This is a genomic window from Paenibacillus sp. E194 (assembly GCF_000935845.1).
Taxonomy (GTDB): domain Bacteria; phylum Bacillota; class Bacilli; order Paenibacillales; family Paenibacillaceae; genus Paenibacillus_B; species Paenibacillus_B alvei_B.
The window spans coordinates 1-25,576 of the sequence record NZ_JMDX01000069.1 but is presented as its reverse complement, the minus strand read 5'-3'; the positions used below and the strand labels follow the sequence as shown (position 1 = coordinate 25,576).

Below are 25,576 nucleotides of genomic sequence, written 5' to 3'. Positions count from 1 at the left end.
GCAGGGGATGGGCTGTGTATCGGAGGCTGAAGGACCAGGACTTAGAGGGGGCACGGCGAGAAGTCGGCATGATTGTCGGCCGCGATACAGAGCAATTGGATGAACCGGAAGTCGTTCGCGCTACCGTCGAGACGGTAGCGGAGAACATAGTTGATGCGGTCATTTCGCCGCTATTCTTCGCACTTATCGGAGGCGCTCCGCTGGCTATGGCATATCGTGCGGTGAATACGCTTGATTCTATGGTCGGCTATAAAAATGAGAAATATCAGAATTTGGGCTGGGCATCTGCCCGCCTCGATGATATCGCCAACTGGATACCAGCACGGATCACTGCTGTGCTCATCACGCTGAGCGCTTGGATTCACCGGTATGATGCACGCAGGGCTTGGTCAATGGCGCTTCGAGATGCAAGCAAGCATCCAAGCCCGAATAGCGGGTGGGCAGAGGCAGCAGCAGCAGGTTCGCTTGGCATCAGGCTTGGTGGTTATAATGTATATAAAGGAATACGTTCGTTCCGCGCTTATATGGGGGATATGAAGCAGCCTCTGGAAGCAGAGCATGTGCCTGCGGTATGCAGGCTGCTCGTAAGCAGCTCGACAGTCTTTGTTATTCTGGCAGGCCTGCTCCTATATGTGCGCGGAGGATGGCTTCTGTAGACGAATGGCGGATGAAGGAGTACAAATGGGATGACACGGACAACTAAATGGAATGCTCCCGCTATTCATCGGAACCGGCGTCGTTCAGGAGCATCGAAAAACAACAGGAAACGATTATTAATGACAAGACATATGTTACGAAAAAAGAGTCAAGCAAGCGGCAAAATTGTGCGTTTCGCACTTGTTCGTCATGGCTTGACGCAAGAGAATACGGAGCGGCGATATATTAGCTATTCGGATGTGCCGCTATTGCCGGATTCAACAGAAGAGCTCCGAGCGCTTCGCCGAACATTGGCGCATCCATCACCGCTGCTATACACGAGCGATATGCGCCGCTGTCGCGACACGCTCGCCTATTTGCGTCCGCGTGACAGCATACAAGCTGTGGAGGACACAAGGCTGCGAGAATATGACTTCGGTATGTGGGAAGGGTTAACCTACAATGACTTGAAGGAAGATCCACAGTATCGAAGATGGCTTGACGACTCGTCAGCCATCCAGCCGCCGCGCGGGGAACCGTGGCAGTCCTTCTGTACGCGAACGGCGCATGTATGGTGGGAAGTGCTGCGCAATGCGCGTGATTCCTTCATCAGCAGCGGAAATCACATGGAACGGCAAGAGTGCGCTATCCGTCGTCGGCCGTACCATTCTTCGCCGCTGCCACGTGGTCGCGTGCTGCGCAGCAAGACAAGCCGGATGCAGAGACAGTCATATGGAAGCGGGCCTACCCCGCGGCCGGATGTTGTCATCGTCACACACGGTGGCGTCGTTCGTCGCTTATATACGCTGGCTTTCCCACGGAAGTCATTCTGGGAAGCCGCTGCGCCAATCGGTGGCGGTGTTATGATTACGGCGAAGCGATGTGCCCGCAAATGGAAGTTCTTGCGAGCAGAACGGCTTCCAAGCAGATGATGTCGTTTGTGTGTCAAAAGCAGGCTCATTGGAGACGCGCAATGATGTAATCTATTGCAACGCAGGGGCTTTTCCCCTATAATCAATTATCGAGTTTAGCACTTGGATGACGAAATGTATTCCATATTGAATAATCGTGATACTTCAGGTCCTTGGGTATGTATGCGGTACGGATTAATACGCGTTGCTCGGTAAGAGACACCGATGTATTATATGGCCGATGCATATTCGAGGTTAATAGGGAAGCCGGTGTGAACCCGGCGCGGTCCCGCCACTGTGAATGGAGTGTTGCGCTCATGATGCCACTGTCGAATTCGTTAGTGTGTGCTGTATGTACCGCTATGGATGGGAAGGCGAGCTGCAACGTATTCTCCTAAGTCAGGAAACCTGCCTGAAGATGGACGAGCTGTATCCTTCGCGGAGAGGATCACGTCATTGGCGTAATGCATCAGGCAACATGGCAGCGCAGCTGCTTGCTTCCTGCTTCTAGGTGTCTGTTGAATATTGCGATAGATGACTTTGTGTTCCCCCGGATCGAAGGATCGGGGGTTTTTCTGTATTTGGAAATGATTTCACATCCTGCAGGCACTTCGCTTGTACAAGGTAAACTGCAGTTCAATGCAATTGCACAGCACGAATGTATATCACAAATTCAGTCACAGGATGATTTACAGCTCAGGTATATGCAAGTGCTCATTGACAACTGATACCGAATAGGGAGTGTACATACATGCTGACGGCAAATGCAGCTTGCAGTGCATTTTCGTTCGCATGGCGAAGGATGGAACCGCTTCACACCTGCACGGGTAGTACATGGTTAGAGACTAGGAAGAATGACGCGAGGGAGAGATTCTGACATGAACAAATGGCTGAACAAATCGGTTGCGGCGCTATTGGCGCTAATGCTTACAGTAGGACTTGCTGCTTGCGGCAATAAAGATGCGGCTAAGCCTGCTGAGAATACAGCACAGCAAGAGTCCAATGGCAATGGGGCTACAGAACAACCGAAGCAGGATGATCTAAAAACGACGTATCCACTGACTGTTAAGGATGCGACGGGTGAGGAATTCACATTCGACAAAGCGCCAGAACGTATTATATCCGTGTCTCCAGCTGAGACAGAGTCCTTGTTCGCGCTTGGATTGGATACACAAATCGTTGGGGTGTCTGATTTTGACGACTATCCAGAGGCAGCGAAGTCCAAAGAGAAAATGGGCGGCATTACGAAGCCGAATGAAGAGGCAATCATTAAAGCTAAGCCGGACATCGTATTCACAGGTATCTCCATGAAGGAGCCCGTCGTGAAGAAGTTCCGTGAACTGGGCATTAAAATATTCAAGGTTGAGCCAAAAACGTACGACGATGTGATTAAGAACATTGAATTGTATGGTCAAATTACGGATCAGCAAGCTAAGGCGAAGACGATTGTTGACAACATGAAACAAGTACGTGAAGATGTGAAGTCGGCCGTTCAAAGTGCGGAGAAGAAAAAGGTGTATATTGAATTCTCCCCAGGCTGGACAGTAGGCAGCGGCGAGTTCATGAACGAGCTGATTGAACTGGCAGGCGGCACGAACGTTGCAGCTGATTCAACTGGCTGGATTCAAATTAACGAAGAGAACATTATTAAATCCAATCCGGATGTAATCATGTTCACGCAAGGTGTAGTGGACTCCGAGACGAACAAATCCTTGGAAGAAATTATTCGTGGACGCAGCGGTTGGAACAACATCAATGCAATTAAGAACAATCAAGTAATCGGTGTGGATCAGAACCTGATCAGCCGTCCGGGACCTCGTGTAGCTGACGGATTGAAGGCAGTTGCGAAGGCGGTTCATCCGGACTTGGTGAAATAATCATCGTGGAGAAATCGATGAATAAAATGGGTTGGTATGGAGGAGCGGGTATTGCGCTTCTCCTTTTGTCCGTTGTAGGATGCCTTGCTGTAGGCTCAGTGAAAATGCCAATGGGGGAAATTGCTCAAATTCTGCTTCATCATATTCCAGGGCTGGATCAGTTCATAGCGGTCACATGGGATGATGCTTCCGCACAAATTATGATGAAAGTACGCTTTCCACGAGTTCTATTGGCAATGCTCGTAGGGGCGGCGCTTGGGGTCGCAGGTACTGCATTTCAAGGTGTGCTGCGCAACCCGTTGGCTGATCCGTATACGTTAGGGGTATCTTCAGGAGCTTCTGTTGGAGCCGCATTCCTTATTTTCTTCGGTCTGCAGTATTCGCTGTTCGGCGAATGGACGATTCCTATCGTTGCATTCGCAACAGGGGTAGCGACCTTGATGTTCGTTATTAGGCTGGCCAGTGAGCAGGGGAAGATCCCGATCGAGACACTGATCTTATCCGGGGTCGTGATGCAGGCCTTTCTTGGCTCCGTTGTCTCTTTTCTTGTAGCAATGACAAATCAGACGATAAATGAAATTTTGTTTTGGGTGATGGGCAGCTTGGCGATGCGAGGCTGGTCTTATACAGTAGTGCTTGCTCCTTATTTGGCAATCGGCATTGTTATTCTTATTGCATATGCAAGACCGCTTAATTTACTTGCATTAGGTGAGCGACAGGCCTCGCATCTCGGACTTCATGTAGAGCGGACAAAATGGGTAGTGCTGCTGACGGCAACGATGATTACGGCAGCTGCCGTATCTGTCTCCGGCGTCATCGGCTTTGTCGGATTAGTCGTTCCGCATCTGCTGCGCTTAATTGTGGGCCCTGATTATCGATATTTGATACCGCTCTCAGCAATTGGGGGAGCGATATATGTGATGTGGGCAGATACGATTGCCCGTACGGCATTTGCACCGACGGAAATCCCGCTTGGGGTTGTAACCGCGTTTCTAGGTGCGCCATTCTTCGCCTACTTGCTTATGCGCAATAAGCGAGCGAAACGGGGGAAATGGTCATGACACAGCGAAGAGAACATCTTCCGAAAGCAAATCTGGATCATGCAGAGAGCAGCAACTTTGCCATTCACATGGAGAAGGGCAGCATCATTGAGGTTCAAGGACTGAGCAAGCATTATGGTGAGAAGCATGTACTGCAAGATGTGGATTTCGCTGTGAAGTCTGGAGAGTGGGTTGGAATCATCGGTCCGAATGGCAGTGGCAAGTCCACGCTTCTGTCCTTGTTGTCAGGAGTGGATCGACCGACTTCCGGCTCTATACAGCTTGCTGGTCAAATGCTGGGTACCTATAAGCGTAGGGCACTATCTCAGATGATGGCAGTGCTGCAGCAGGAAGCGCTTCCGCCACTTGGATTTACGGTGCGCGAAGTGGTTGAGATGGGACGTTTTCCATTTCAATCATGGCTTGGATCAGAATCTGAGGATAGTGGAGAGATTGTAGACCGGATTATGGAGAAGCTGCAACTGACGGAGCTGGCTGACTATCCGCTTGATCGGATTAGCGGCGGGCAGCGCCAACGAACGGCATTGGCCAAGTTAATGGTGCAATCCCCCTCTGTTGTACTGCTGGATGAGCCGACGACGTATTTGGACATTCATTATCAGGTACAATTTATGGATATTGTTCGGGAGTGGCAGCAGGATTGCGGGTTGACGGTCGTATCCGTGCTCCATGATTTGAATTTGGCTTCTTTATATTGCGATAGGCTTGTTGTCATTCATGGTGGCGGCATTGCTGCTCAAGGCACACCTGAGCAGATCATGACTACGGAGCTGCTGTCACGTATTTTTGCCACAGAGACGACGGTTGTGCCGCATCCCGATACGGGCCGCCCTCAGATTCTTATTCGACCGAAGCTAGGGTTATAGACGGCCCTGGACAGCATAAATTGCTGTCATTTTGCAATAACGCAATTTATAGCATTCCGATTGAAAATCGATAACGATGAATACAGTGGATGTTGCATGGAACAAGAGTGGAATGAGCAGACACAGAACGAACCGCTATCTGTGTATGGATCTATGAACACAACTAAGAACTGAAAACAATCATTTGCACATTTAAGAACAGAATTAAGAACTGAATACAACTATGTGCACATCTATGAACACAAGCTTGTACACATGAAAATCAATTTGACAACGGAGATGAGCAGCATGAATGAACGATTGAATCAACTGATCGCACAAATTAAGCCCTTGGATGAGCAGGCAATCCAATCTGCCATTGAGCATCAAAATCAATTGACGAAGCCGCCGGGTAGCTTGGGAGTACTCGAGCAGGTTGCGATTCAAGTTGCAGGTATTACAGGAGAGATTAAACCTCAATTCGAGAAGAAGGCCGTTATTGTCATGGCTGGCGATCATGGGGTATGTGAGGAAGGTGTTAGCGCATTCCCATCCGAAGTGACGCCGCAGATGGTGTATAACTTCCTCCGTGGCGGAGCTGCGGTCAATGTTCTGTCGCGCGAAGCTGGTGCAGACGTGGTATGTGTCGACATCGGTGTCAATGCAGACTTGGACGATCCGAAGCTTGTATCGCGCAAGGTGCGCAAAGGAACGGCGAATATGGCGAAGGGGCCTGCTATGTCGCGAGAGGAAGCAATCTCTGCGATTCTAGTAGGTGTTGATATTGTGGAGCAGTACGTTCGCGAAGGATACCGCCTGTTCTCGACAGGGGAGATGGGCATTGGAAATACAACGGCGAGCGCGGCGATGCTGTGTGCATTTACTGGAATGGAGCCTGAAGAGGCAGTAGGCCATGGGACAGGCATCGGCGACGCGCAGTGGAAGCATAAATGCAATGTGGTACGGCAAGCGCTTGAAATCAATGCACCGAATCGTGAGGATGCATTGGATGTACTGGCGAAGGTAGGCGGGCTGGAAATTGCCGGTCTTACGGGTGTTATTCTAGCTGCGGCGGCGAATCAGGTTCCGGTTGTGATAGACGGGTTTATCTCTAGTGCCGCTGCTCTGGCTGCTGTAGGATTAGCTCCGGCGGTACAGCCTTATCTTATTGGCTCACACTTGTCAGAGGAGCGGGGGCATACAGCGCTGTTGTCTGAGCTCAAGCTGAATCCTTGCTTGCATGTGCAGATGCGTCTTGGCGAAGGGACTGGCGGTGTGCTGATGTTCCAGCTCATTGATGCTGCAGTGCGAATTATGCGAGAGATGGCAACATTCGCAGAGGCGGGTGTAACCAATAAGGAGTAATCGCGGATTGGCATGCCGGGATTATGGTTCCAAGTGAACAAGAATATGAAGCAAGGATGAGTGAGCATGGGGAAAATTGTACTCGTAACAGGCGGAGCACGCAGCGGGAAGAGTACGTTCGCTGAGCGATTATTTATGAAGTTGTCCCCGCAGGGCGGTACTTATGTTGCGACCGCTGAAGCTCATGACGAGGAAATGAAGGAGCGCATTCGGCTGCATCAGGCGAGCCGTGAGGCTTCTGGATACGCGTGGAGCACAGTGAACCAGTCGTTGGATCTCCCGGGTTGGTTGAGTGGAGAAGAACAGCCGACAGTGCTCGTTGATTGCTTGACGATCTGGCTGTCCAATGAGCTTCTGCGTGCAGAGCAGGAGGATGAGGAACGGATGGAGGCACAGTTGGAGTGCCGTATTCGCGACATTCTGCATGCACTTCAAGGTATTCAGCAGCGCGATGGTGTCGTCGTCATGGTAACGAATGAGGTTGGCAGCGGCGTTGTACCAGCCTACAAGCTTGGACGAATATTCCGTGATGCAGCGGGCCGGCTAAATCAGCGAATAGCTGCACTTGCAGACGAAGTGTATTTGGTTACGGCGGGGATTCCGATAGAGCTCAAGAGCAGGATGGTTGAGCTATGAAGCAATATGTACATGCGTGTATTGCTGCCATGCAGTTCCTGACCCGCATTCCAATCCCGAAGGAAGTACCCTTCACGAATGAGGTGCTGAAGCGCAGCACCTTGTTCTTTCCCGTCGCGGGCGGGGTAATTGGTTTGATCGTGTGGGGAGCAGGAGCTGGGTTGTCATTGCTGCTTCCGACAGGGCCAGCAGCGGCAGTAACGTTGGCGCTTATGCTTCTGCTTACAGGCGGACTGCACATGGACGGACTGATGGATACTGCGGACGGCATATTCAGCAGCCGATCCCGTGAGCGTATGCTGGAGATTATGAAGGACAGCCGCGTTGGGGCGATGGGGGTTATTGCATGCGTCTTGATGCTGCTGCTGAAATGGACGCTGCTGACCGCTTTGTTTGACGCGAATGCCTGGAATGTCTGGATCGTCATTCCGTTCATCTGGTCGCGCGCCGCTATGGTATGGGCGATGACCAATGAACCGTATGCACGGGCTGAGTCTGGTCTGGGCAGTTATTTTCAAGGGCTCAACCGGAATCATGTGGCTGCAGCATATGGCTGTGCTTGGCTGCTGACTGCAGTGGCTGTTGGAGCTATGATGCTTCCGATTCGAATCAGCTATCTGATGACGATGCCAGCGGGGATCATCTCGGGTTGGCCTTGGTGGCTGCTCATTGCTTCGCTGCTGTTAGGAGTTGCAGCGGCATGGGGGGTATCACGATACTTGTCTAAGAAGCTCGGTGGCCTGACAGGTGATACTTACGGCGCGTTAAATGAGTGTACAGAAATGGTGTTCATGCTGCTGCTGGTGCTCTTGTGTGGAATGAAAGGGTGAACGTGAGATGGATGAACAGTTGAATAACAACGTTACTGCTCAAGGAGATAAGGTGTCCTTGACAGCGCTGGACTCTGTTTTGGCTCAAGAAGAAGCTGGTCAGAAGGAAATCGGGAAGACAGAGAACAAACGAAGCAAGCCCGGACGCGGACGGACGATCATGCTGCAGGGCACGGCTTCTGATGTAGGCAAAAGCGTTGTGACCACGGCGCTGTGCCGCATCTTGAAGCAGGACGGATATAAGGTGGCGCCGTTCAAGTCGCAAAATATGGCGTTGAACTCTTACGTTACGCCTGACGGCAAGGAGATCGGGCGTGCACAAGGTGTGCAAGCCGAAGCATGTGGGGTTATGGCGACGACGGATATGAATCCAGTGTTGCTGAAGCCCATGCAGGAAATGAGCTCCCAAGTCGTCGTACACGGCAAGCCTTATCAAAATTTGAGCGCTCGCGATTATCGCTCAAGCTTCCTGCCTGAGGCGAAGCGCATCGTCGTTGACGCGGTCAATAGGCTTCGTGATGAGTATGATATTGTCGTCATGGAGGGGGCAGGAAGCCCGGCGGAAATTAATCTCAAGCATAATGATATCGTGAACATGAACATGGCTGCCTGGGCAGATGCTCCAGTTATACTCGTCGCGGATATTGACCGCGGCGGCGTATTCGCGTTCATCGTCGGGACATTGGAACTGCTGGAGCCGCATGAGCGAGAACGGGTTCGCGGCATCATCATTAACAAATTCCGCGGTGATGTGTCGCTGCTGCAGCCGGGAATCGAATGGCTGGAGGAACGGACAGGCATCCCGGTACTTGGTGTGCTTCCTTACACCAATGATCTCGATATTGAGGCAGAGGACTCTGTTGCTCTCGAACAGTGGAAAGGCAAGGCAGAACCGGAAAATGATCTGGATATTGCCATAATGGCGTTGCCCCATATTTCAAACTTTACCGATATAGATCCATTAATAGCCGAGCCTGATGTTCGCGTTCGATATGTGAGGAAGCCGGAGGAGTTGGGTAATCCCGATGCAATCGTCATTCCGGGAACCAAAAGTACAATGGCTGATCTAGAGTGGCTGCGCAGCACGGGATTGGCGGAAGCTGTTCAGCACTACGCAGTACAACATCTAGGGTCAGTTGCAGGCATCTGCGGTGGTTATCAGATGCTTGGCCAGCATTTATCTGATCCAGCAGGAGCTGAGGCGGAGGCAGGAGCGTCCATGGAGGGATTAGGCTTACTTCCACTGGCTACGGAATTTGCCGCCGAGAAGCGAACTGAGCGGGTATCGGGTGTCGTGAGCGCATCGCAGCTCATTGGAACACCCATGTACCAAGTTCCCGTTGAAGGGTATGAGATTCATATGGGGCGTTCTACGATCACGACACATACCGGCACCCGCATTGAAGCTGAGCCCCTATTCAGGCTTGATGGCGATGGGGGAGCAGATGGCTGTGTAACGGAATCAGGACGTCTATTTGGAACGTATATGCATGGTGTTTTTCATAATGATGCCTTTCGCAGGGGCTGGTTGAATGGTCTGCGTCTCAAGCAAGGGCTCGCTCCTCTCCCGACGGTACTGAATTATAATGCGAAGCGTGAGGATGCATTTGATCGGCTGGCTGACTTGGTGCGGAGCAACTTGCAGATGGATGTTCTGTATCGCATTCTTCAAGTAGATAATCCAGAAGATAGAGTATAGCTGAGGGATTCGAAGGAGCAAGCGGGCGCAGCCTCAGGAGAAGGATGGGAATGCACGAATTTGAAATGATTTCCCTATCGCCTTCTGCTCTTGCCTCGACGTACTAAAGACATTACAATCAAGGGAGTTCGGGACATGGTTACCGAGGTCCTTCTTTTTTTGCATAAGGCTGCGATGGCTGCTAATTTGTTCATGCAAAGATTGTGCTGAGCAATTCATGGGAAGGGCGTTTCGAAGCTTCCTTGATAGGGTACTGAATTTATTACGATGCGCTTTACAAGTACTGTACAGGTGCTGCATTGCTTGATCCACTGCTGATGGGATTCAGAAGCATGGTCATTGCAGCTGTACAGCTGCTTAGCAGGCGAGAGAGGATTTGCGTGTATGCTTACGATACTGATTGCTATTTTCACGATCCAAATCGTATATGTCTCCTTTTTACGCTGCGGATGATTCTGACGTTGAAGGGGCAGCGCTACTTGGCTGCTACGATCAGTACGGTAGAAATTATTATTTACGTACTCGGCTTGAATATGGTGCTGAAGTACTTGAACGAGCCGATTAGTCTGATTGTATATGCGGCTGGTTACGGAATTGGTGTCCTCGTCGGATCATGGATCGAGGATAAAATTGCGCTTGGGTATGTTGTACTGAAGGTAATTGTCAACAACCCGCACAGTGAGCTTCCGAATCATTTGCGCGATCACGGCTATGGAGTAACGACATGGATAGGCAGCGGCCGAGACGGCGAACGCCTAATGCTCGAAGTGCTGTCACGGCGCAAAAATCGGAATAAGCTCCAGGCTTCAATCCTCGATATAGAGCCGAAGGCTTTTATTATTACATCTGAACCATCACAGCTGCATGGCGGCTTCTGGACAAAGGTGACACGGCGTTAAGGCGCAGTGAGCCTTTGTCTTTTTTTCTTGGGTACGTATTAACAGTGCTGTTTATTGGCTATATTGGGTATATCGCTTAACACAAATGAAGATAATAAAACCGTCCTTTTTGCGAGGGCGGTTTTTTTGTTGTTTTTACTTATGTGGCAGTGGTTAATATATACTTATAAGCCTAACTTATATATAGATTTTTCATGGGTCTACATAACAGGAAAATGCATGAAAGTTTACATGAAAAAATATATATGTAATAATAAACATAATTGTTTTCATCGTTTTCATAACTATGAAATATATTATCTAATCTTATAAAAGAGGTGAGCGATGCATGATTCAATTCCAGCATGTGAATAAGGTGTATGAGGATGGCTTTCAGGCGTTGAAGGACATCAATCTTGAGTTCAAGAAGGGAGAGCTAACCGTTCTTATTGGACCGAGTGGCTGCGGGAAGTCGACCACAATGAAGATGATTAATCGTCTCATGACTCCTTCCAGCGGCACCATTCTCATTGACGGCAAAGACGTGTCGTCGCAGAACCCCGTAGAGCTCCGCCGCAACATTGGCTATGTCATTCAAAATATCGGTTTATTTCCCCATATGACAATTGGGAACAACATTGCAGTCGTCCCACGGTTGAATAAGTGGGAGAAAGAGAAGATCGACCCAAGGGTCGACGAACTGATGCGTCTTGTTAATCTAGATCCGGAAATTTACCGCAACCGGTATCCTTCTGAGTTGAGCGGCGGCCAACAGCAGCGTATAGGTGTGGCGCGCGCATTTGCTGCGGATCCGGATGTTATCCTGATGGATGAACCGTTCAGTGCGCTTGACCCGATTAGTCGTGAGCAATTGCAGGATGAATTGATTCGGTTGCAGCAGGATTTCAACAAGACCATTATTTTCGTTACACATGATATGGATGAAGCGATCAAAATCGCGGATACCATCGTACTCATGAAAGATGGAGTGGTCGTGCAAACAGGTTCGCCGGAAGCGATTCTCCGGCATCCGGCGAATGATTTCGTTCGTACCTTCATTGGACAGAAGCGTCTGGAGAGCGAGTCCCCAATTGAGATTCCTACTGTAGATGAGGTAATGGTGACAACACCAGCGACGGCATTCCCGAACCGCGGTCTTGCTGAAGCGATTAAAATGATGGAGCATCGCAAGGTAGACTCCTTGTTCATCGTAGATCGTGCCAAGAAGCTTCAGGGAATCGTGTCGATCTACAACGTACTCGATCAATACGGCGAGGAAGGCAAGACGGTCAAGGATGTCATGAAACCAATTGGCTATTCGGTACCAGCGGGAACGCCGCTGCCAGATGCCTTGAACATCATGAATGATCATCGCTTGACGAATTTAGCGGTGATCGACGATGCGGGAACCCTTGTAGGACTTATTACGCGGGGGAGCGTCGTCAAGCACTTGTCCGAGGTATATCCAGCTGTCGTCGATAAGCTGGCCAAAGCATATGCGGAGGAGGCGTAACGGATGATGAATGAATGGTGGGCATTCTTTCAGGAGCGCGGTGCGGACATCGTTACGGCACTTCGTGAACATTTGACGATTACAGCAGCTTCCGTGTTGCTTGGCTGCTTGGTTGCAATTCCATTAGGAATCCTGCTCGTCTACAATCGTGTGAAGTGGGTGAACAGCATCGTGTTCTTCGGCGCGAACTTGTTGCAGACGATTCCGAGCTTGGCCTTGCTTGCTATTCTGATCCCGCTGATGGGGATTGGGATGAAGCCTGCGATTATTGCTTTGTTCTTGTACTCCATTATGCCGATTCTGCGCAATACGTACGATGGCTTCGAGTCGGTTGACCGCGGTGTGCTGGAATCTGCTCGAGGTATGGGATACGACACGATGCAGCGCATTCTTCGCATACAGCTCCCTCTGGCACTTCCTTATATCATGTCGGGGATACGAATTACGACCGTATATATTATCAGTTGGGCCACGCTTGCAGCACTGATCGGTGCAGGTGGTCTTGGACAGCTTATCGTATCCGGTCTTGGCGTGAATAAGCCGGAATTGATCGTTGCGGGAGCTGTTGGGGCCATCGTACTTGCATTCGTCATTGACGCATTGCTGGGATGGCTTGAACGAGCACTGACACGCCGTTTCGGACGGACGAGCAGCATGGCCGCATAAATTTGCCGTACGTGAACGGGGTGGACAGTCGGATAAATGTACTAGGGCAATTGGCTTACTTGTCTGTTTGCGACTAGCGGTCAGACAGGTAAGGATTGCCGAGAGTTAGGAGTTAGTTGCAAATTGCAGACTGACGACCTTAGTGATGGTTGTCAGTTGTCATGGATAGCTGTGACTGAACGTCTGAATGGAGGAGGACACGCATATGAAGATGCGACACAAATGGGCTGCTGCCGGTACTGCACTTATGCTGGTGATGACATTATTGTTGTCCGCGTGCGGAGCCGATAATCGGATAGTCATCGGCACCCAGACATTTTCAGAAACAAAGATTATTGCAGAAATGTATAAGGCGCTTATTGAGGATCGTACAAATATCAAAGTTAAAGTGCTGCCGGATCTGGCGGCGAGTCCCGTTGTCATTAATGCGATGAAGAAGAATGAGGTACAGATGGCAACCTTGTATTCGGGTGAGATTTTCAACAACCACTTCCCTGTGAAGGAAACGAAAGATCGCGGGGAAGTGTTGAAGCAGGCCCAAGAGGGCTTCGATAAACATTTTGACTTCAAGTGGTATGAACCGCTTGGTTTCGAGAATACGTATGCCTTCACGATCCAGAAGAAGTTGGCGGATGAGAAGGGGTATAAGACGATTTCGGATGTAGCGAAGGATGCTGACAAGCTGCGGCTTGGTGTCGATACGACATGGCTGGAGCGCGATGCGGATGGATACAAAGGATTTCAACGAACCTACGGTTTCGCCTTCGGCAAGGAGTTCCCGATGGAGATGAGCCTTGTCTATGAGGCGGTGGCGAACAATCAGGTGGATATCGTGCTTGCGTATTCGACAGATTCGCGGTTGAAAGCATACAATCTAACCACGATTCAGGATGACAAACAGTTCTTCCCGCCTTATGATGCATCGCCAGTGATTCGCAAGGATGTGCTACAGAAGCATCCGGAGCTGAATGACGTGATCGGACTGCTTCTGGGGACGCTCGATGAGAAGACGATGATTGACCTCAATTATCAGGTGGATATTGAGAAGAAGAGCGAACGGGAAGTAGCGGTTGATTATTTGAAACAAGTCGGCCTATTGCAGGGCGAATGAGAGGAGGATATGGATGAGTAACTACGAATGGTCAATTGCAGATTTACTGTCTTACATGGGTAGGAATAGCGGCATGTTGTGGGAGTATTTTGTAACGCACGTGATGATGGTATTAGGCGGCATTGTTCTGGCGCTCGCGATCGGTATCCCTCTCGGTGTGCTCTGCTCCAAGAATGAGAAGCTGGCCAAGATCATTCTGGCCGTGACAAGCATGCTGCAGGTCGTGCCGAGTCTGGCGCTGCTTGTGCTGTTAATGCTCGTATTTGGACTTGGGACGACGACCGTTGTCGTTGGCTTGTTGTTATATTCCTTGAACCCGATCGTGCGCAATACGTATGTCGGCTTGAAGCAGGTGAACGGCAGCTACGTGGAAGCGGGACGAGGGCTTGGGATGAGCTCCTTGCAGCTGCTGTTTCAGGTGCGGTTTCCACTTGCGCTGCCCTATGTTATTTCTGGGCTTCGCATCGCGGCTGTCATTGCAATCGGGGTTGCAACCATTGCTCCACTCGTTGGCGGCGACGGACTAGGAAGAGAGATCTATTCCGGCTTGAACGGACAGAACCCGCTCCGACTGTACGCAGGTGCAATCCCGGCGGCGTTGCTCGCTATTGTTGCTGATATCATATTCGGTGTGCTGCAGCGCAAGCTTAATTTCGCTCATCGTACTTCGAATTCAGGATCCAAGCAAGGTGCCGCGTCTTCGAAGTAAGACATGCACACGATGATTGAAAGTAAATTTAAACGCTACATGCTGCGAGGCATGCGAGAAGGAAGCACCGGTAATCGGTGCTTCTTTTTTTATGATTGGTCAACTGATATGGCGAATGTAATGGCGAAGACGAGGATGTGAATATAACATGAATATCTTTATATTATTGTTACATTTTGGAATATTTGCGTTATACTCAAAATGAACTGGGTTGCCTTTACGGGCGAGCTTGTAAGCAGCGAGTCAGATCAACCGGAAGCAAGAACGCCCCATATCAATGACTTGATCGGGGGAAAGCAAAAATGGGACAAGCATTGCTTCAATTGTACTCCAATGTACAGAGTGCGAATTTAGAGATGCAGGAAGATGTTTATTATCAATTTCGCAAGCTTGTATATGCGGACATTTATGCCATCGTTCAAGATCGCTCTTTAACGGAGGATGTCATTCAAGAAGCCTCGATGAAGGTGCTGGCTAATGTCCATCGTGTGCAGCATCCTGCCGCTATACGATCATGGGTCAAACAAGTCGCGCGCCATGCTGCGTTAGATGTTCTTCGCAAAAACAAACCAACTGGGTCCATGATGCACATGGCGAACCCAGCCTCACTTTCTACGGAACCTGATATATCGATTGAAGTAGAGAATAAAATGCGAGATTCCTTGCTGCATCAGGCATTATGGGAATTGAAGTCCCACTACCGAGGGCTGCTTCAAATGCACTATTTTGAAAATAAATCGTATAAGGAGATGTCCAAGGAGTTGCACTTATCCGAGCAAGTGATCAGCCAACGTCTGGCCAGAGCGCGGAATAAGCTGCGACAGCAATTTTCAAAGAAATGGTCGTAAGGTTGCCATTCGGGATGTCATGATATTTTTCGTTAGAAAAGTCATCGTGGATGCGTCTTTAATAATAAGACCTTCCGTTCCTCCCAATTACAAGGTCTCATACAATGACGAGAAAGGGGTAAGTCCACGATGAAGAAAAAATTTTCGATCGTAATGGTGCTAAGTCTCGTCCTGCTGCTTGTCTTTCAAATGAGTGCAGTGTCTGCAGCCGAAGACAAATTCTCAGAGACGCTGCCGGCAACCATGCAAGAGAATGAGCTATCGCTGCAAGCCACAATGGATCATGCGGAGCCTGTTACACAACTCATGAAAGCCGCTCCTGCGGAAGGCTTGGACGGCACTTTGGAGCATACGATTACAGCCCCCATAAGTTTGAATGACGCCGAGGCAATATTGCTTCAATCAAGCTCAAGCGCCCTTCGCACATTAGCGGAGCCATCCAACACGGTAACGACCGCCACATATAGCGGGGTAATCCCGAAGGAAGGAGAAGCGGTTCATTTATATCCGATATACGTGAAGCCTGGCGACGTACTTCAGGTACAGCTGGATCCACCATTGTCTCCTCAGTTGAACTACGATTTGTATTTGTACGAATTCGATATGACGACAGGCAATCTCAATACGACACCAATCGATTACTCGATTTACGGAACATATATGAATAATTACGCAAACGGAACGCGCACGTTATCAGAAAACGTCGGCACCAAAAACACGACGTCTGGAGATAAAGCATATCTCGTCGAGGTTCATGCCAAGCAGGGCGGCAGTATTAATGATCCGTTTAACGTCACACTTGCCATCAGCTCAGAATACGACGCCTATGAGACAGATGAAAATGCATTTCACGCCTACGGATTTACGGTAAATACATCTGGGTCATCATTGAACACACGCTCCATCAGCTCCCCCATTGATAATGATTGGTTCTCTATCACTGTACCAGAAAATCGCAATTATGACGCTTTGAATCTCGCGCTGGATGCCGCCTCAACAAGCAAAGGATATAAGGTCGAGGTGTACGGTGCTTATGAAGGAAATCAGATGAAGCTATTGTCGTCTCCGACTGAACAAAATGTACGGATCGGAACTGGATCGTTCTATGTTCGCGTCTACACGACAGGCCAATACGACAATAGCAATTATATGTTGACGGTGAGACCGGTGCTGCGTGCAGATAAAATTGTCATTACCGGTTTTAATTCGAAGGAAGGCCCGAATGATTATCCTACTTACCGCTACGGCAAGCATTTCCGTGCCAAGGATACGCTCACGGTATACGGCAGGGTGAGCACCTCAGATAATTATGCGGTAGCTAATGCGAAGGTGGATGTTCTGTGGTTGAATGAGAATTGGACAGAGGGAAGCGGCAATCGTACTCGCACTGCTTCCGTGTATACAGATGTGAATGGGAACTTTACGGCTACATTCGGACTACCGGCTTCAACAGGAAGTATTGCCGAATTTTTATCGGGGCCGATTAATTTTACGCATTACTATGATTTAAGTGGTGTGAACGTTCAAGTCTCCGAGCGTCCGAACATATATGCAACTGAAATCATCTATCACTTTGCATACAGCTTATACGGGGGAAGAAGTTAGTTCTTCGCGACGAGGGTAAGCGCAATGATTACCGATTAGTCTTGATCTTGAATAAGTAAGAAGCACAAAGCCTCCAATCTCGCCTGAAAGCGTATTGGGGGCTTTGCTGTATCGTTTGGGCTTATGGTTTCTTACTGACTTTGGAAGTAGATGTAAATTGTTGCCTGACATAGGTCGATATAGGTTGTAGAATCCTGAAATATCCATCTCTGATTCACGATAAGTTAAACGATGATTCCATCATGCGGGAGGCAGGCCATGAAAATAAACAGTGTACTAATTTCACCGAAGCTGTATGACAGCAACGGACAAATGAGCAAACAGATGAGAACAGTAACCGGCATAATGAATGACGTCCAGCACGACTCCGTTGAAATTAGCCCGATCGGACGGCAGCTATCTGTCGGAGCTATTGAACATCACGTTGGTTCTTACTATGGCAATGTGGATATCCATGAAACCTTGCAGCGCATTTTGGAAGGGAAATCCCCTGAAGTTAGGAAAGCCGTCTATACGATCATCGAATCCAATCTTGCTCCTGGCGGATCCGTTCCTAATGAAGTCGATCGTTACGCCTTGCAGGAACTTGGGCTAAGCCAAGCCAAGTATGTTGCAAGGCATTATTTTGGAGAAGAAGAGGGTTCCGAATTGCTAAGCACGCTCAATAACATAGCTGTGCTGTCCCGAAATCGGTCAGATGGAACGGCAGTTGGGGCAAATCCATACAGGGAACCCACGCCAAAACCAGTTGGAGCGCCTGACGACTATGTCAATATTACGGATTTGATGAGACGGTTTGCGCCTGAAAGTCATCAACAGATGGAGGAAGCTATCATCAATGGTGGTGACTGGTTTGGTGTTCTGATGAAGTTTGCACAGCAAATCCCGCAAAATAAGGACTGGATGAAGAAGTATCGAGAGGAAATGGATGCTGCTAAGAAAGAGGCCTTACCTGTGAAACTAGATAGCCGATTTGATAAAGCGAACCTGATGGATATACAAACATTTAGCAAGGATGTTCAGCAGATGCTGCAGCAATTGCCGAGAATCGATCGTGAAACAATGGATCGGAATAACGCCTATTTTGCACATGTAATTGGACATACGGTGGCATCAAAAAATTGAATTGTTGATGCAGAGTCGCGCTTTTAGGGGAATATAAGCTGCGGCTCTTTTTTTATATATGCCGAAAAAAATCACACATTTTTTTCAATTTTATATGTCAATATTGACACAATAAAGGGAGAAGGATTACACTAGAAAGAGAGCCATGTCGTCTAAAGCTGTGACATGGATGAACGGGCGCATTAGAAATTCGATTATAGAAAGCTGTGATGTATGTCTATGGAAGAACAAGGTCAACCTATGATGACCAACCGTATGTTCTGGAGTATTATTTTCGCTATATTTTTCGGCAACTTCTTGGCCGTATTAAGTACGAATACAGTCAATATTGCGCTGCCTGTCATGATGAATCATTTCAATACCGATCTGACAACTATCCAATGGGTATTGACGGGATTTATGCTGGCAACAGGGATTATTGCTCCTGCTGTTGGATATTTAGGCAACCGATTCAGTACGAAGCGGTTGTATGTATTTGCCCTTAGTGGGTTTGTGATTTGCTCGATATTGTGTGCAATTTCGTGGAGCGAGTGGAGCTTAATCGTCTTCCGAGTCATGCAAGGGATGTTCAGCGGCATTATTATGCCAACGACGATGTCGGTCGTTTATCAAGTGATCCCCCGTGAACGGCAAGCGATGGCGATAAGCTTGTGGGGCTTGTCTGCTATGCTCGCACCCGCAGTGGGGCCGACACTCGCCGGATTGATTGTCCATGTTGGGGATTGGCATTGGCTGTTCTGGATGAATGTGCCGATTGGATTGATTGCGATTGTGTCGGTGCTGCGCTACATTCCGATGTATCGTATTTCGAGTGGAGAAACGTTTGATAAGCTTGGTTTCTTCTCCGTCGCAATGGGCAGTCTGTTACTGCTGCTTGCCTTCGGCAATTTGTCCAATTGGGGATGGGGCTCCTGGAAGACAATTGGCTGCATCATTGTCGGCACAGTTATCTTAATTGCATTCGTTCGCCGCTCACTCCGCATTGAGCATCCGTTGCTGAATTTCCGGGTGTTCCGGTATAAACGATTTGCCTTCAGCATGATCCTCGTTACGATCATTACCATTAGCTTATATGCGGGCGCGTTATTAACGCCGTTATTTCTGCAGCGGGTACAGGGCTCCTCGACGCTTGTATCAGGGCTAGTCCTCCTTCCTGCATCAGCGCTTATGGCTTTCGTGATGCCGTTCACAGGACGCTGGTATGAACGGTTCGGCCCAGTGAAACTGATCACTACCGGTCTGCTGCTGATGGTGATTGGTACGTATGAGCTGGGACGATTGCAGGTAGATACGCCTCACAGCTACATTACGCTGTGGATGGCAGTTCGCAACGTAGGGATTGCTCTTGCCAATACTCCGATTTTGAATGCAGGCATGTCGGCAATTCCGCGGGAACTGTCTGGGTACGGATCTTCGATTAACAGCTGGCTGCGTCAAGGCATGGCGAGTTTGTCTATCGGCCTGTTTACGTCCTTGCTGGCTGTACGCGCGCTTCATCATGCAGGGGATCTGCATGGCGTGATCGCCGACGCGACTTTGCTGAAAAATACGGCATTCACGATGAGTATCAATGAGGTGAACATGATCAGCATGGTCATGACCTTGATCGGCTTGCCATTCGTCTATTGGCTTGGGAAGACACCGAGTCATGCGGCAGCGGCAAAAACAGCAGCCGATTAACAAAGAATATCATGCCTCATAATGAGGCTATGTGACATCGACCCGTTCTATGTAGGGATACATGGAGCGGGTTGTTTTTATGGGCAAATTTACAAGTTCAGTGTACAATGGAAAAAGAAGCGTTGTATATTCTAATTCTGATATCAACCTGCTGAATCAAATAGAAGTCGTATTGTGTTGTATGCTGCATTGGTATAGGTCAATACATTTTATGATGTGATAGGTGATGCACATGGGGGATAAGAACAAGAAGCTGGTGGGTGTGGGCGCTGACTTGCCAAGTGATGTCATTGTCTTTCATTCCGAGCAGCAGATGGAAGCTCATTTGCCTTGCAAAATGTATAAGCTGGATCATACGTCGGGGAGTATCTGGGACCATACCCATGACTATATACAGATTTGGTATGTTGTTCGAGGGGAGTTCAAGCATTCCATTAATCATCGGACTTATAACATGGTGAAGGGGAATCTATTCGTCATTCCGCCCTATGCCGTACATCGGGTCGATATGATTCCTGATCAAGGAATGGAAGTGATCGGATGTGAGTTCCTGCCTCATTTTATCAACGAACGATTTGAGCAGTTGGAATGGAGCGGAGAGTGCTTCGATTTTTCCTATTTGGAGCAGTTTCTGATCGATGAGAAGCACGTGACGCCAAAGGTAGCCTTGACCGGAGAGACCGATATGGAAGTCGGTCGATTGCTTACGGAAATGTTGGAAGAGTACCGGGGGGCAAAACGATTTTACGAGTTGGTGCTCAAAGCAAATTTACTGAAGCTTCTCTCTGTCATCATTCGTGAGTATTCCAAGCTGGCCGATAAGCCGAGTGAAGAGGACGAGCGTGTTGAGAAATACCGAGAGTTGATGAAGGCAGTTATGGAATATATTCAGGAGCATTTTGCGGAGGAGCTTAGGCTTGAGCGTCTGTGCAGGCAATTCAACATTTCTAAAACGTATTTCTGTTACTTATTCAAACGATTTACAGGAAAAACATTCAACGACTATCTGATTGACTTGCGTGTAAGCAAGGCAGCGCATTGGCTCGTCGCGACGGATAAGTCTGTCACTGAAATCTGCTTCGGCACTGGATTCAATGATTTAGCTTATTTCTCACGCATGTTCAAGCGTCATACAGGGATGTCGCCTTCGAAGTATAAGAAGCAGGCGCTTGCGAGTCCATTGTCATAAGCCTGCTGCTTGACGATGCATTTGCAGATTTTGTATACTAAGAGATATTACGAAGCAAGGGGAGATTTTAATGTTGGTGAGCGTTCTTAACTAGTCAATTCCATAGTGAGGCAACGGTTTTGCTGCAGGTGTATGTTCGAATTTCGTCATAGGAACATCCCTGAGAACAAACGTCCAAATTGACGTTTATTTGAGCATGCTGTTATTAGTCCTCCGGAAACGAGTTAAGAACAGCGGATAAGCAAATCTACGCCAGCATTCCATTCTCTTGCTGCCCGGATCCGTGCTGTATGCAGCACGTTTTTTTGTAATTACCGTGAAATGTGTGCACTCCTCCATAGGGGCACTCATACATGGTCTGGGACAGTTATTGATGAGAACAAGGAATATATAGGCAGAGTATGCACATACGCATGCTCTGCCTTTTTTGCGTTATACAGACGATACCCAGCATGAACGGTACATGCTGCTGTTTTCCGTGAATAGAATCCCTCTTTCCGTGAGGTTATAATATGCGGCTGCTCTCCTACAACAATCAAAGGAGAATCAAGAGCCATGAACGAAACAATGCTGCAAAGACTGGATTATCATAAGGTAAAAGAAAAGGTATCGGAATATGCGGTATCTTATGCGGGAAAAAGCCACGTCGAGAAGATGTGTCCGCTCACGAATATTGATGAGGTACGAAGAGCGATGGCAGAAGTGACAGAGGCAAGTGATATGCTGAAACAGGGGGCGAGTGTACCGCTGCCGACCTTACAAGGGATTGAACATATTTTCTCGCTCGTGAATACGGGTTACGTATTCTCGGAAGATGATTTCACGAATGTGGCTGTCTTTCTGCGCAGCTGCGCCCAATTGAAGAAGTACATGCGCGCGAAGTATGCGGTTGCGCCTACAGTAAGTCAATATGCTGCGTCGATGTATGAACTGGAGAGCATAAGGGATGAGATTGAGCGCTGCATTCGACATGGCCGAATTACAGATGAGGCGAGCAGGGAGCTAAGCAGAGTCCGGCGGAAGGTTATGCAGGTGGAGAGTCGCATCAAGCAAAGACTTGACGGTCTGATGAATAAGCATAGAACACTAATGCAGGAGCATCTGGTAGGGATGCGCGGGGGCAGATATGTGCTGCCCATTAAGAAGGAGCTGCGCAAGCAGTTCCATGGCACCGTGTTGGATGAATCAGCAAGTGGTCAAACCGTGTATATGGAGCCGACAGAAATTGCCCATCTTCAGCATGATCTCGCCCAGTGGCGGATTGCAGAGTCGCAAGAGGAAATGAAGGTGTTGAGTCATTTAACCGAATTGCTGGAAAGATCGACACCTGAGATTAAGATAAACGTGGATACCGTCGGGGTATATGACTACCTATTCGCGCGAGCGAAATACAGCCGTGCGATAGATGGTCGACCGGTACAGTTGAATGATTGCGGCATCATTGACATTCGTAATGCGAAGCATCCGCTGCTAGGCGTGCATACGGTGCCGCTTACATTTCGAATCGGGCGTGGCTACTCTTGCCTGATTATTACGGGGCCGAATACGGGCGGCAAGACGGTTGCCTTGAAAACAGTGGGATTGCTTACGCTTATGGCGCAATCTGGGTTGCTGGTGCCGGCCCAAGTGAACAGTCTGTTCTCCGTATTTCGCAACGTATGTGTGGATATCGGAGACGGCCAGAGTATGGAACAGTCGCTAAGTACATTTTCGGCCCATGTTACGAATGTGATTCATATTCTTGAGGAAGCCGATCCGTCCACGCTTGTATTATTTGACGAAATGGCGTCCGGTACCGATCCTGGTGAAGGGGTTGGTCTGTCGATCGCCATATTGGAGGAACTCCGGAGAAGAGGATCAATTGTACTTGCCACCACGCACTTCAATGAAATCAAGCATTTCGCAACTGCTACGGCGGGCTTTGAAAATGCAAGGATGGAATTCGATGCAGACACTCTACAGCCGCGATATCAGCTGCGCATTGGGGAAGCTGGAAGCAGCTATGCCTTCCTCATTGCTTCGAAGCTGGGTCTGTCAGCCGATATTATTAGTCGGTCACAGCATGTTACAGAATCGCTTAGTGCAGGAACCTTCCGAGCTGAGAATGCTGCTGCAGCATCAGATGGGAAGTCTGCAATTTTTGAGGCTGAAGCTCCCAACGGAGAAATCTCCGTTTCCAGAGGAGAACAGGGTTCAGACCGGGATGATGCTGGAGAAGAGGATGAAGCAAAGTCTGTTGAGACAGTAAACCTTGTCGACAGAGATGGCAGCGCAAATCTTCCTGTGGGCAGGGAAGAGGAAAGACATGCAACACATGCAAAGGGTGCTAAGGAGTCTATGAACGCTAAGGACTCTAACGATTCTAAGGATTCCGATAACAGCAAGTACCCTCCCGCTAAGCTGCAAAAAGGGGACTGCGTCCACATTGCATATTTGAAGCGTACAGGCATCGTGTATGAAGAAGAAGACTTACGCGGCAATGTAGGGGTACTTATTCAGCGCCAGAAGGTGAAAATCAACAAGAAACGCCTCACGCTGTACATTGAGAAGCAGGATTTGTACCCGGAGGACTATGACATGGACATTGTGTTCGAGTCGAAGGAGAATCGCAAGAAAAAGAAGATCATGTCCCGCAAGCATGTCGAGGGCATCTCGATTGAGTATCCATCTGAATAATGAGATAACGCCATGTGAAGAGGCCTTCTATTTTATTAGAGGGCCTCTGTTCGTGGTGGATCCGACATAAACAAAAATTAATGAGACAAACGTCCTGGGCAGAAGCAATTGCTTGCCAAGAATGCGGGGATTTATGCTTTCGATCATTTTTCGTTCCAATTTGCGTACAAGAAGATTGAACATAACAAATTCTCCATTGATATCAAAGCGGATGCCGCATCTCTGTCTCCTTTCCCCTGTATATTCCTGTATTAGAGAAACAAATGGGAGTATCTCACATCCTCAACTGCATTTGTGAAAGAAAGTCCAATATTTGTGGACTATAGTGCAATGTGCGGCGTACAAACTTTTTTATAATGTAGTGGAGACAGTTAATATTCGTTGTAACCGTTTGCAAATAAGTGGAGAATTGAAAATTTAACCGAAGACAACGATGAAATGGAGTGGGCTGCTGTGAAATTAGGAGTTAGCATTTATAGTTTGTATGCTGCACTGCAGGACAAACGTCTAAGTATATCCGGAGCATTGGAATGGATGAAGGAGAATGGCGCGGATCACGCAGAAATCGTGGACTTGGATTTGGATCTGGTCAACCATCCAGAGCGTGTAGAAGAGATTCGTACAACAGCAGAACGAATTGGGCTTGAATTGTCCAATTATTGCATTGGCGCGAACTTTGCAGGTCATGACGAAGAGGGATTGAAGCGTGAAATTGAGCGTGTGAAGTCGCATGTTGATGTGGCGAATCGCCTTGGTGTGAAGTTCATGCGTCATGATGTAGCATCACGTCCACTTGAACAGACAGGCGCTGCTTATTTCGAGCAGGATTTCCCTCAGCTTGTCGAAGCATGCCGGGAAATTGCAGATTATGCTGCCCAGTATGACATTGTCACAAGCGTGGAGAATCACGGATTCTATACGCAAGCTAGCGAGCGTGTGAAGCGTCTCGTGCTCGCAGTAGATCGCGACAACTACAGAACGACTATTGATGTAGGCAACTTCGTATGTGTAGACGAGAATCCGCTCATTGCCGTGAAGAACAACCTTGAATTGGCGTCGATGGTGCACTTCAAGGACTTCTATATACGTCCAGCGGATCGCAATCCTGGTCAAGGCTGGTTCCGCTCTCTGCATGGCAATTATTTGCGCGGTGCAATCGTGGGTCAAGGAGACCTGCCGATTTACGATATCGTTCGCGCGGTGAAGGCTTCCGGCTTCGACGGCTATGTCAGCATTGAGTTCGAAGGGATGGAAGACTGCCTCAAAGGCACGAAAATTGCGATGGACAATGCCCGCCGCATTTGGGAAGAAGTATAATTTCCACAGATCATTCAGCTTTGAACATATCGATCACAATTAGGAGGACTAACGATGAGCAAAGTAAAAGTTGCGGTTATTGGTACAGGTTCGATCTCGGAAATGCACTTTAACGGATACAAGAACAATAGCGAAGCAGAAATTATTGCTGTGTGCGATTTGAATGCGGAACGTGCGAAGGAGAAGGCAGTCAAGTACGAAGCTCCAGATGCGATCGTATATACGGATTATCATGAATTGCTTCAAAATCCTGATATTGATGCAGTAAGCATCTGTACATGGAATAATTCCCATGCACCGATCGCGATTGCAGCGCTCGAAGCAGGCAAGCATGTACTCGTGGAGAAGCCGCTCTGCATGACGGTTGAGGAAGCACTTGCGGTACAAGAAGCACAGAAG

21 protein-coding genes, 1 pseudogene and 1 riboswitch are annotated in these 25,576 nt (G+C 48.7%); all 22 genes and pseudogenes read left to right on the top strand.

Translation table 11 applies throughout. The features are described from left to right. Positions 1-656 (top strand): adenosylcobinamide-phosphate synthase CbiB (gene cbiB, locus AZ66_RS12055; RefSeq protein WP_044355075.1); only part of this gene is annotated, 656 nt, incomplete at its 5' end. 30 nt (positions 657-686) lie between these two features. Then, on the top strand, positions 687-1,568 hold the full coding sequence (locus tag AZ66_RS12050; protein WP_044355068.1) for a histidine phosphatase family protein: 882 nt from the start codon (positions 687-689) through the stop codon (positions 1,566-1,568). 197 nt (positions 1,569-1,765) lie between these two features. Then, positions 1,766-1,977, top strand: a riboswitch (cobalamin riboswitch). Between the two features lie 448 nt (positions 1,978-2,425). Next, positions 2,426-3,424, top strand: coding sequence for an ABC transporter substrate-binding protein (locus AZ66_RS12040; protein ID WP_044355066.1), 999 nt, complete (start codon positions 2,426-2,428; stop codon positions 3,422-3,424). 17 nt (positions 3,425-3,441) lie between these two features. After that, positions 3,442-4,485: a FecCD family ABC transporter permease gene (locus tag AZ66_RS12035; RefSeq protein WP_036618979.1), complete on the top strand. Its 1,044-nt coding sequence runs from the start codon at positions 3,442-3,444 to the stop codon at positions 4,483-4,485. Beyond that, positions 4,482-5,351 (top strand): ABC transporter ATP-binding protein, encoded by an 870-nt coding sequence (locus tag AZ66_RS12030; RefSeq protein ID WP_197081700.1) that lies wholly within the window; start codon positions 4,482-4,484, stop codon positions 5,349-5,351. Before AZ66_RS12035 ends, AZ66_RS12030 begins: the two co-directional genes overlap by 4 nt. A 288-nt stretch (positions 5,352-5,639) precedes the next feature. Further along, positions 5,640-6,695 carry a nicotinate-nucleotide--dimethylbenzimidazole phosphoribosyltransferase gene (gene cobT, locus AZ66_RS12025; RefSeq protein ID WP_044355065.1) on the top strand — a complete coding sequence of 352 codons (1,056 nt, stop codon included), beginning with the start codon at positions 5,640-5,642 and terminating at the stop codon, positions 6,693-6,695. A gap of 66 nt (positions 6,696-6,761) precedes the next feature. Next, positions 6,762-7,331, top strand: coding sequence for a bifunctional adenosylcobinamide kinase/adenosylcobinamide-phosphate guanylyltransferase (gene cobU / locus AZ66_RS12020; RefSeq protein ID WP_044355063.1), 570 nt, complete (start codon positions 6,762-6,764; stop codon positions 7,329-7,331). After that, a complete protein-coding gene (gene cobS, locus AZ66_RS12015) occupies positions 7,328-8,161 on the top strand; it encodes an adenosylcobinamide-GDP ribazoletransferase (protein ID WP_044355061.1) in 834 nt (277 codons plus the stop codon). The genes cobU and cobS overlap by 4 nt, the downstream gene beginning before the upstream one ends. 7 nt (positions 8,162-8,168) lie before the next feature. Continuing rightward, on the top strand, positions 8,169-9,860 hold the full coding sequence (locus tag AZ66_RS12010) for a cobyric acid synthase (protein ID WP_082061550.1): 1,692 nt from the start codon (positions 8,169-8,171) through the stop codon (positions 9,858-9,860). Between the two features lie 384 nt (positions 9,861-10,244). After that, positions 10,245-10,759 (top strand): annotated as a pseudogene (locus tag AZ66_RS12005) (DUF2179 domain-containing protein). A 328-nt stretch (positions 10,760-11,087) separates the two neighbouring features. Further along, positions 11,088-12,251, top strand: a complete 1,164-nt coding sequence (locus AZ66_RS12000) for an ABC transporter ATP-binding protein (RefSeq protein ID WP_021258428.1) — start codon at positions 11,088-11,090, stop codon at positions 12,249-12,251. A gap of 6 nt (positions 12,252-12,257) precedes the next feature. Beyond that, a complete protein-coding gene (locus AZ66_RS11995; protein ID WP_028531715.1) occupies positions 12,258-12,917 on the top strand; it encodes an ABC transporter permease in 660 nt (219 codons plus the stop codon). Positions 12,918-13,122: 205 nt separating this feature from the next. Further along, positions 13,123-14,028: a glycine betaine ABC transporter substrate-binding protein gene (locus AZ66_RS11990; protein ID WP_021258427.1), complete on the top strand. Its 906-nt coding sequence runs from the start codon at positions 13,123-13,125 to the stop codon at positions 14,026-14,028. Positions 14,029-14,041: 13 nt separating this feature from the next. After that, the gene (locus tag AZ66_RS11985) at positions 14,042-14,737 is read left to right on the top strand and encodes an ABC transporter permease (RefSeq protein ID WP_044355058.1); all 696 of its coding nucleotides are present in this window, start codon (positions 14,042-14,044) and stop codon (positions 14,735-14,737) included. Positions 14,738-15,039: 302 nt separating this feature from the next. Next, positions 15,040-15,585, top strand: coding sequence for an RNA polymerase sigma factor (locus AZ66_RS11980; protein ID WP_044355056.1), 546 nt, complete (start codon positions 15,040-15,042; stop codon positions 15,583-15,585). A 129-nt stretch (positions 15,586-15,714) separates the two neighbouring features. Then, positions 15,715-17,190 carry a hypothetical protein gene (locus AZ66_RS11975; RefSeq protein ID WP_044355054.1) on the top strand — a complete coding sequence of 492 codons (1,476 nt, stop codon included), beginning with the start codon at positions 15,715-15,717 and terminating at the stop codon, positions 17,188-17,190. Positions 17,191-17,448: 258 nt separating this feature from the next. Next, the gene (locus tag AZ66_RS11970; protein ID WP_044355053.1) at positions 17,449-18,315 is read left to right on the top strand and encodes a hypothetical protein; all 867 of its coding nucleotides are present in this window, start codon (positions 17,449-17,451) and stop codon (positions 18,313-18,315) included. A gap of 213 nt (positions 18,316-18,528) precedes the next feature. Beyond that, positions 18,529-19,995 (top strand): MDR family MFS transporter, encoded by a 1,467-nt coding sequence (locus tag AZ66_RS11965; RefSeq protein ID WP_021258422.1) that lies wholly within the window; start codon positions 18,529-18,531, stop codon positions 19,993-19,995. Positions 19,996-20,227: 232 nt separating this feature from the next. Continuing rightward, complete coding sequence (locus AZ66_RS11960; protein WP_052648484.1) at positions 20,228-21,184, top strand: helix-turn-helix domain-containing protein; 957 nt, start codon at positions 20,228-20,230, stop codon at positions 21,182-21,184. A 555-nt stretch (positions 21,185-21,739) separates the two neighbouring features. Further along, positions 21,740-23,860, top strand: a complete 2,121-nt coding sequence (locus AZ66_RS11955) for an endonuclease MutS2 (protein ID WP_044355052.1) — start codon at positions 21,740-21,742, stop codon at positions 23,858-23,860. Between the two features lie 453 nt (positions 23,861-24,313). Beyond that, the gene (locus AZ66_RS11950) at positions 24,314-25,177 is read left to right on the top strand and encodes a sugar phosphate isomerase/epimerase family protein (RefSeq protein ID WP_044355069.1); all 864 of its coding nucleotides are present in this window, start codon (positions 24,314-24,316) and stop codon (positions 25,175-25,177) included. Between the two features lie 54 nt (positions 25,178-25,231). Further along, on the top strand, positions 25,232-25,576 hold a 345-nt coding region (locus AZ66_RS11945; RefSeq protein WP_044355050.1), incomplete at its 3' end, for a Gfo/Idh/MocA family protein.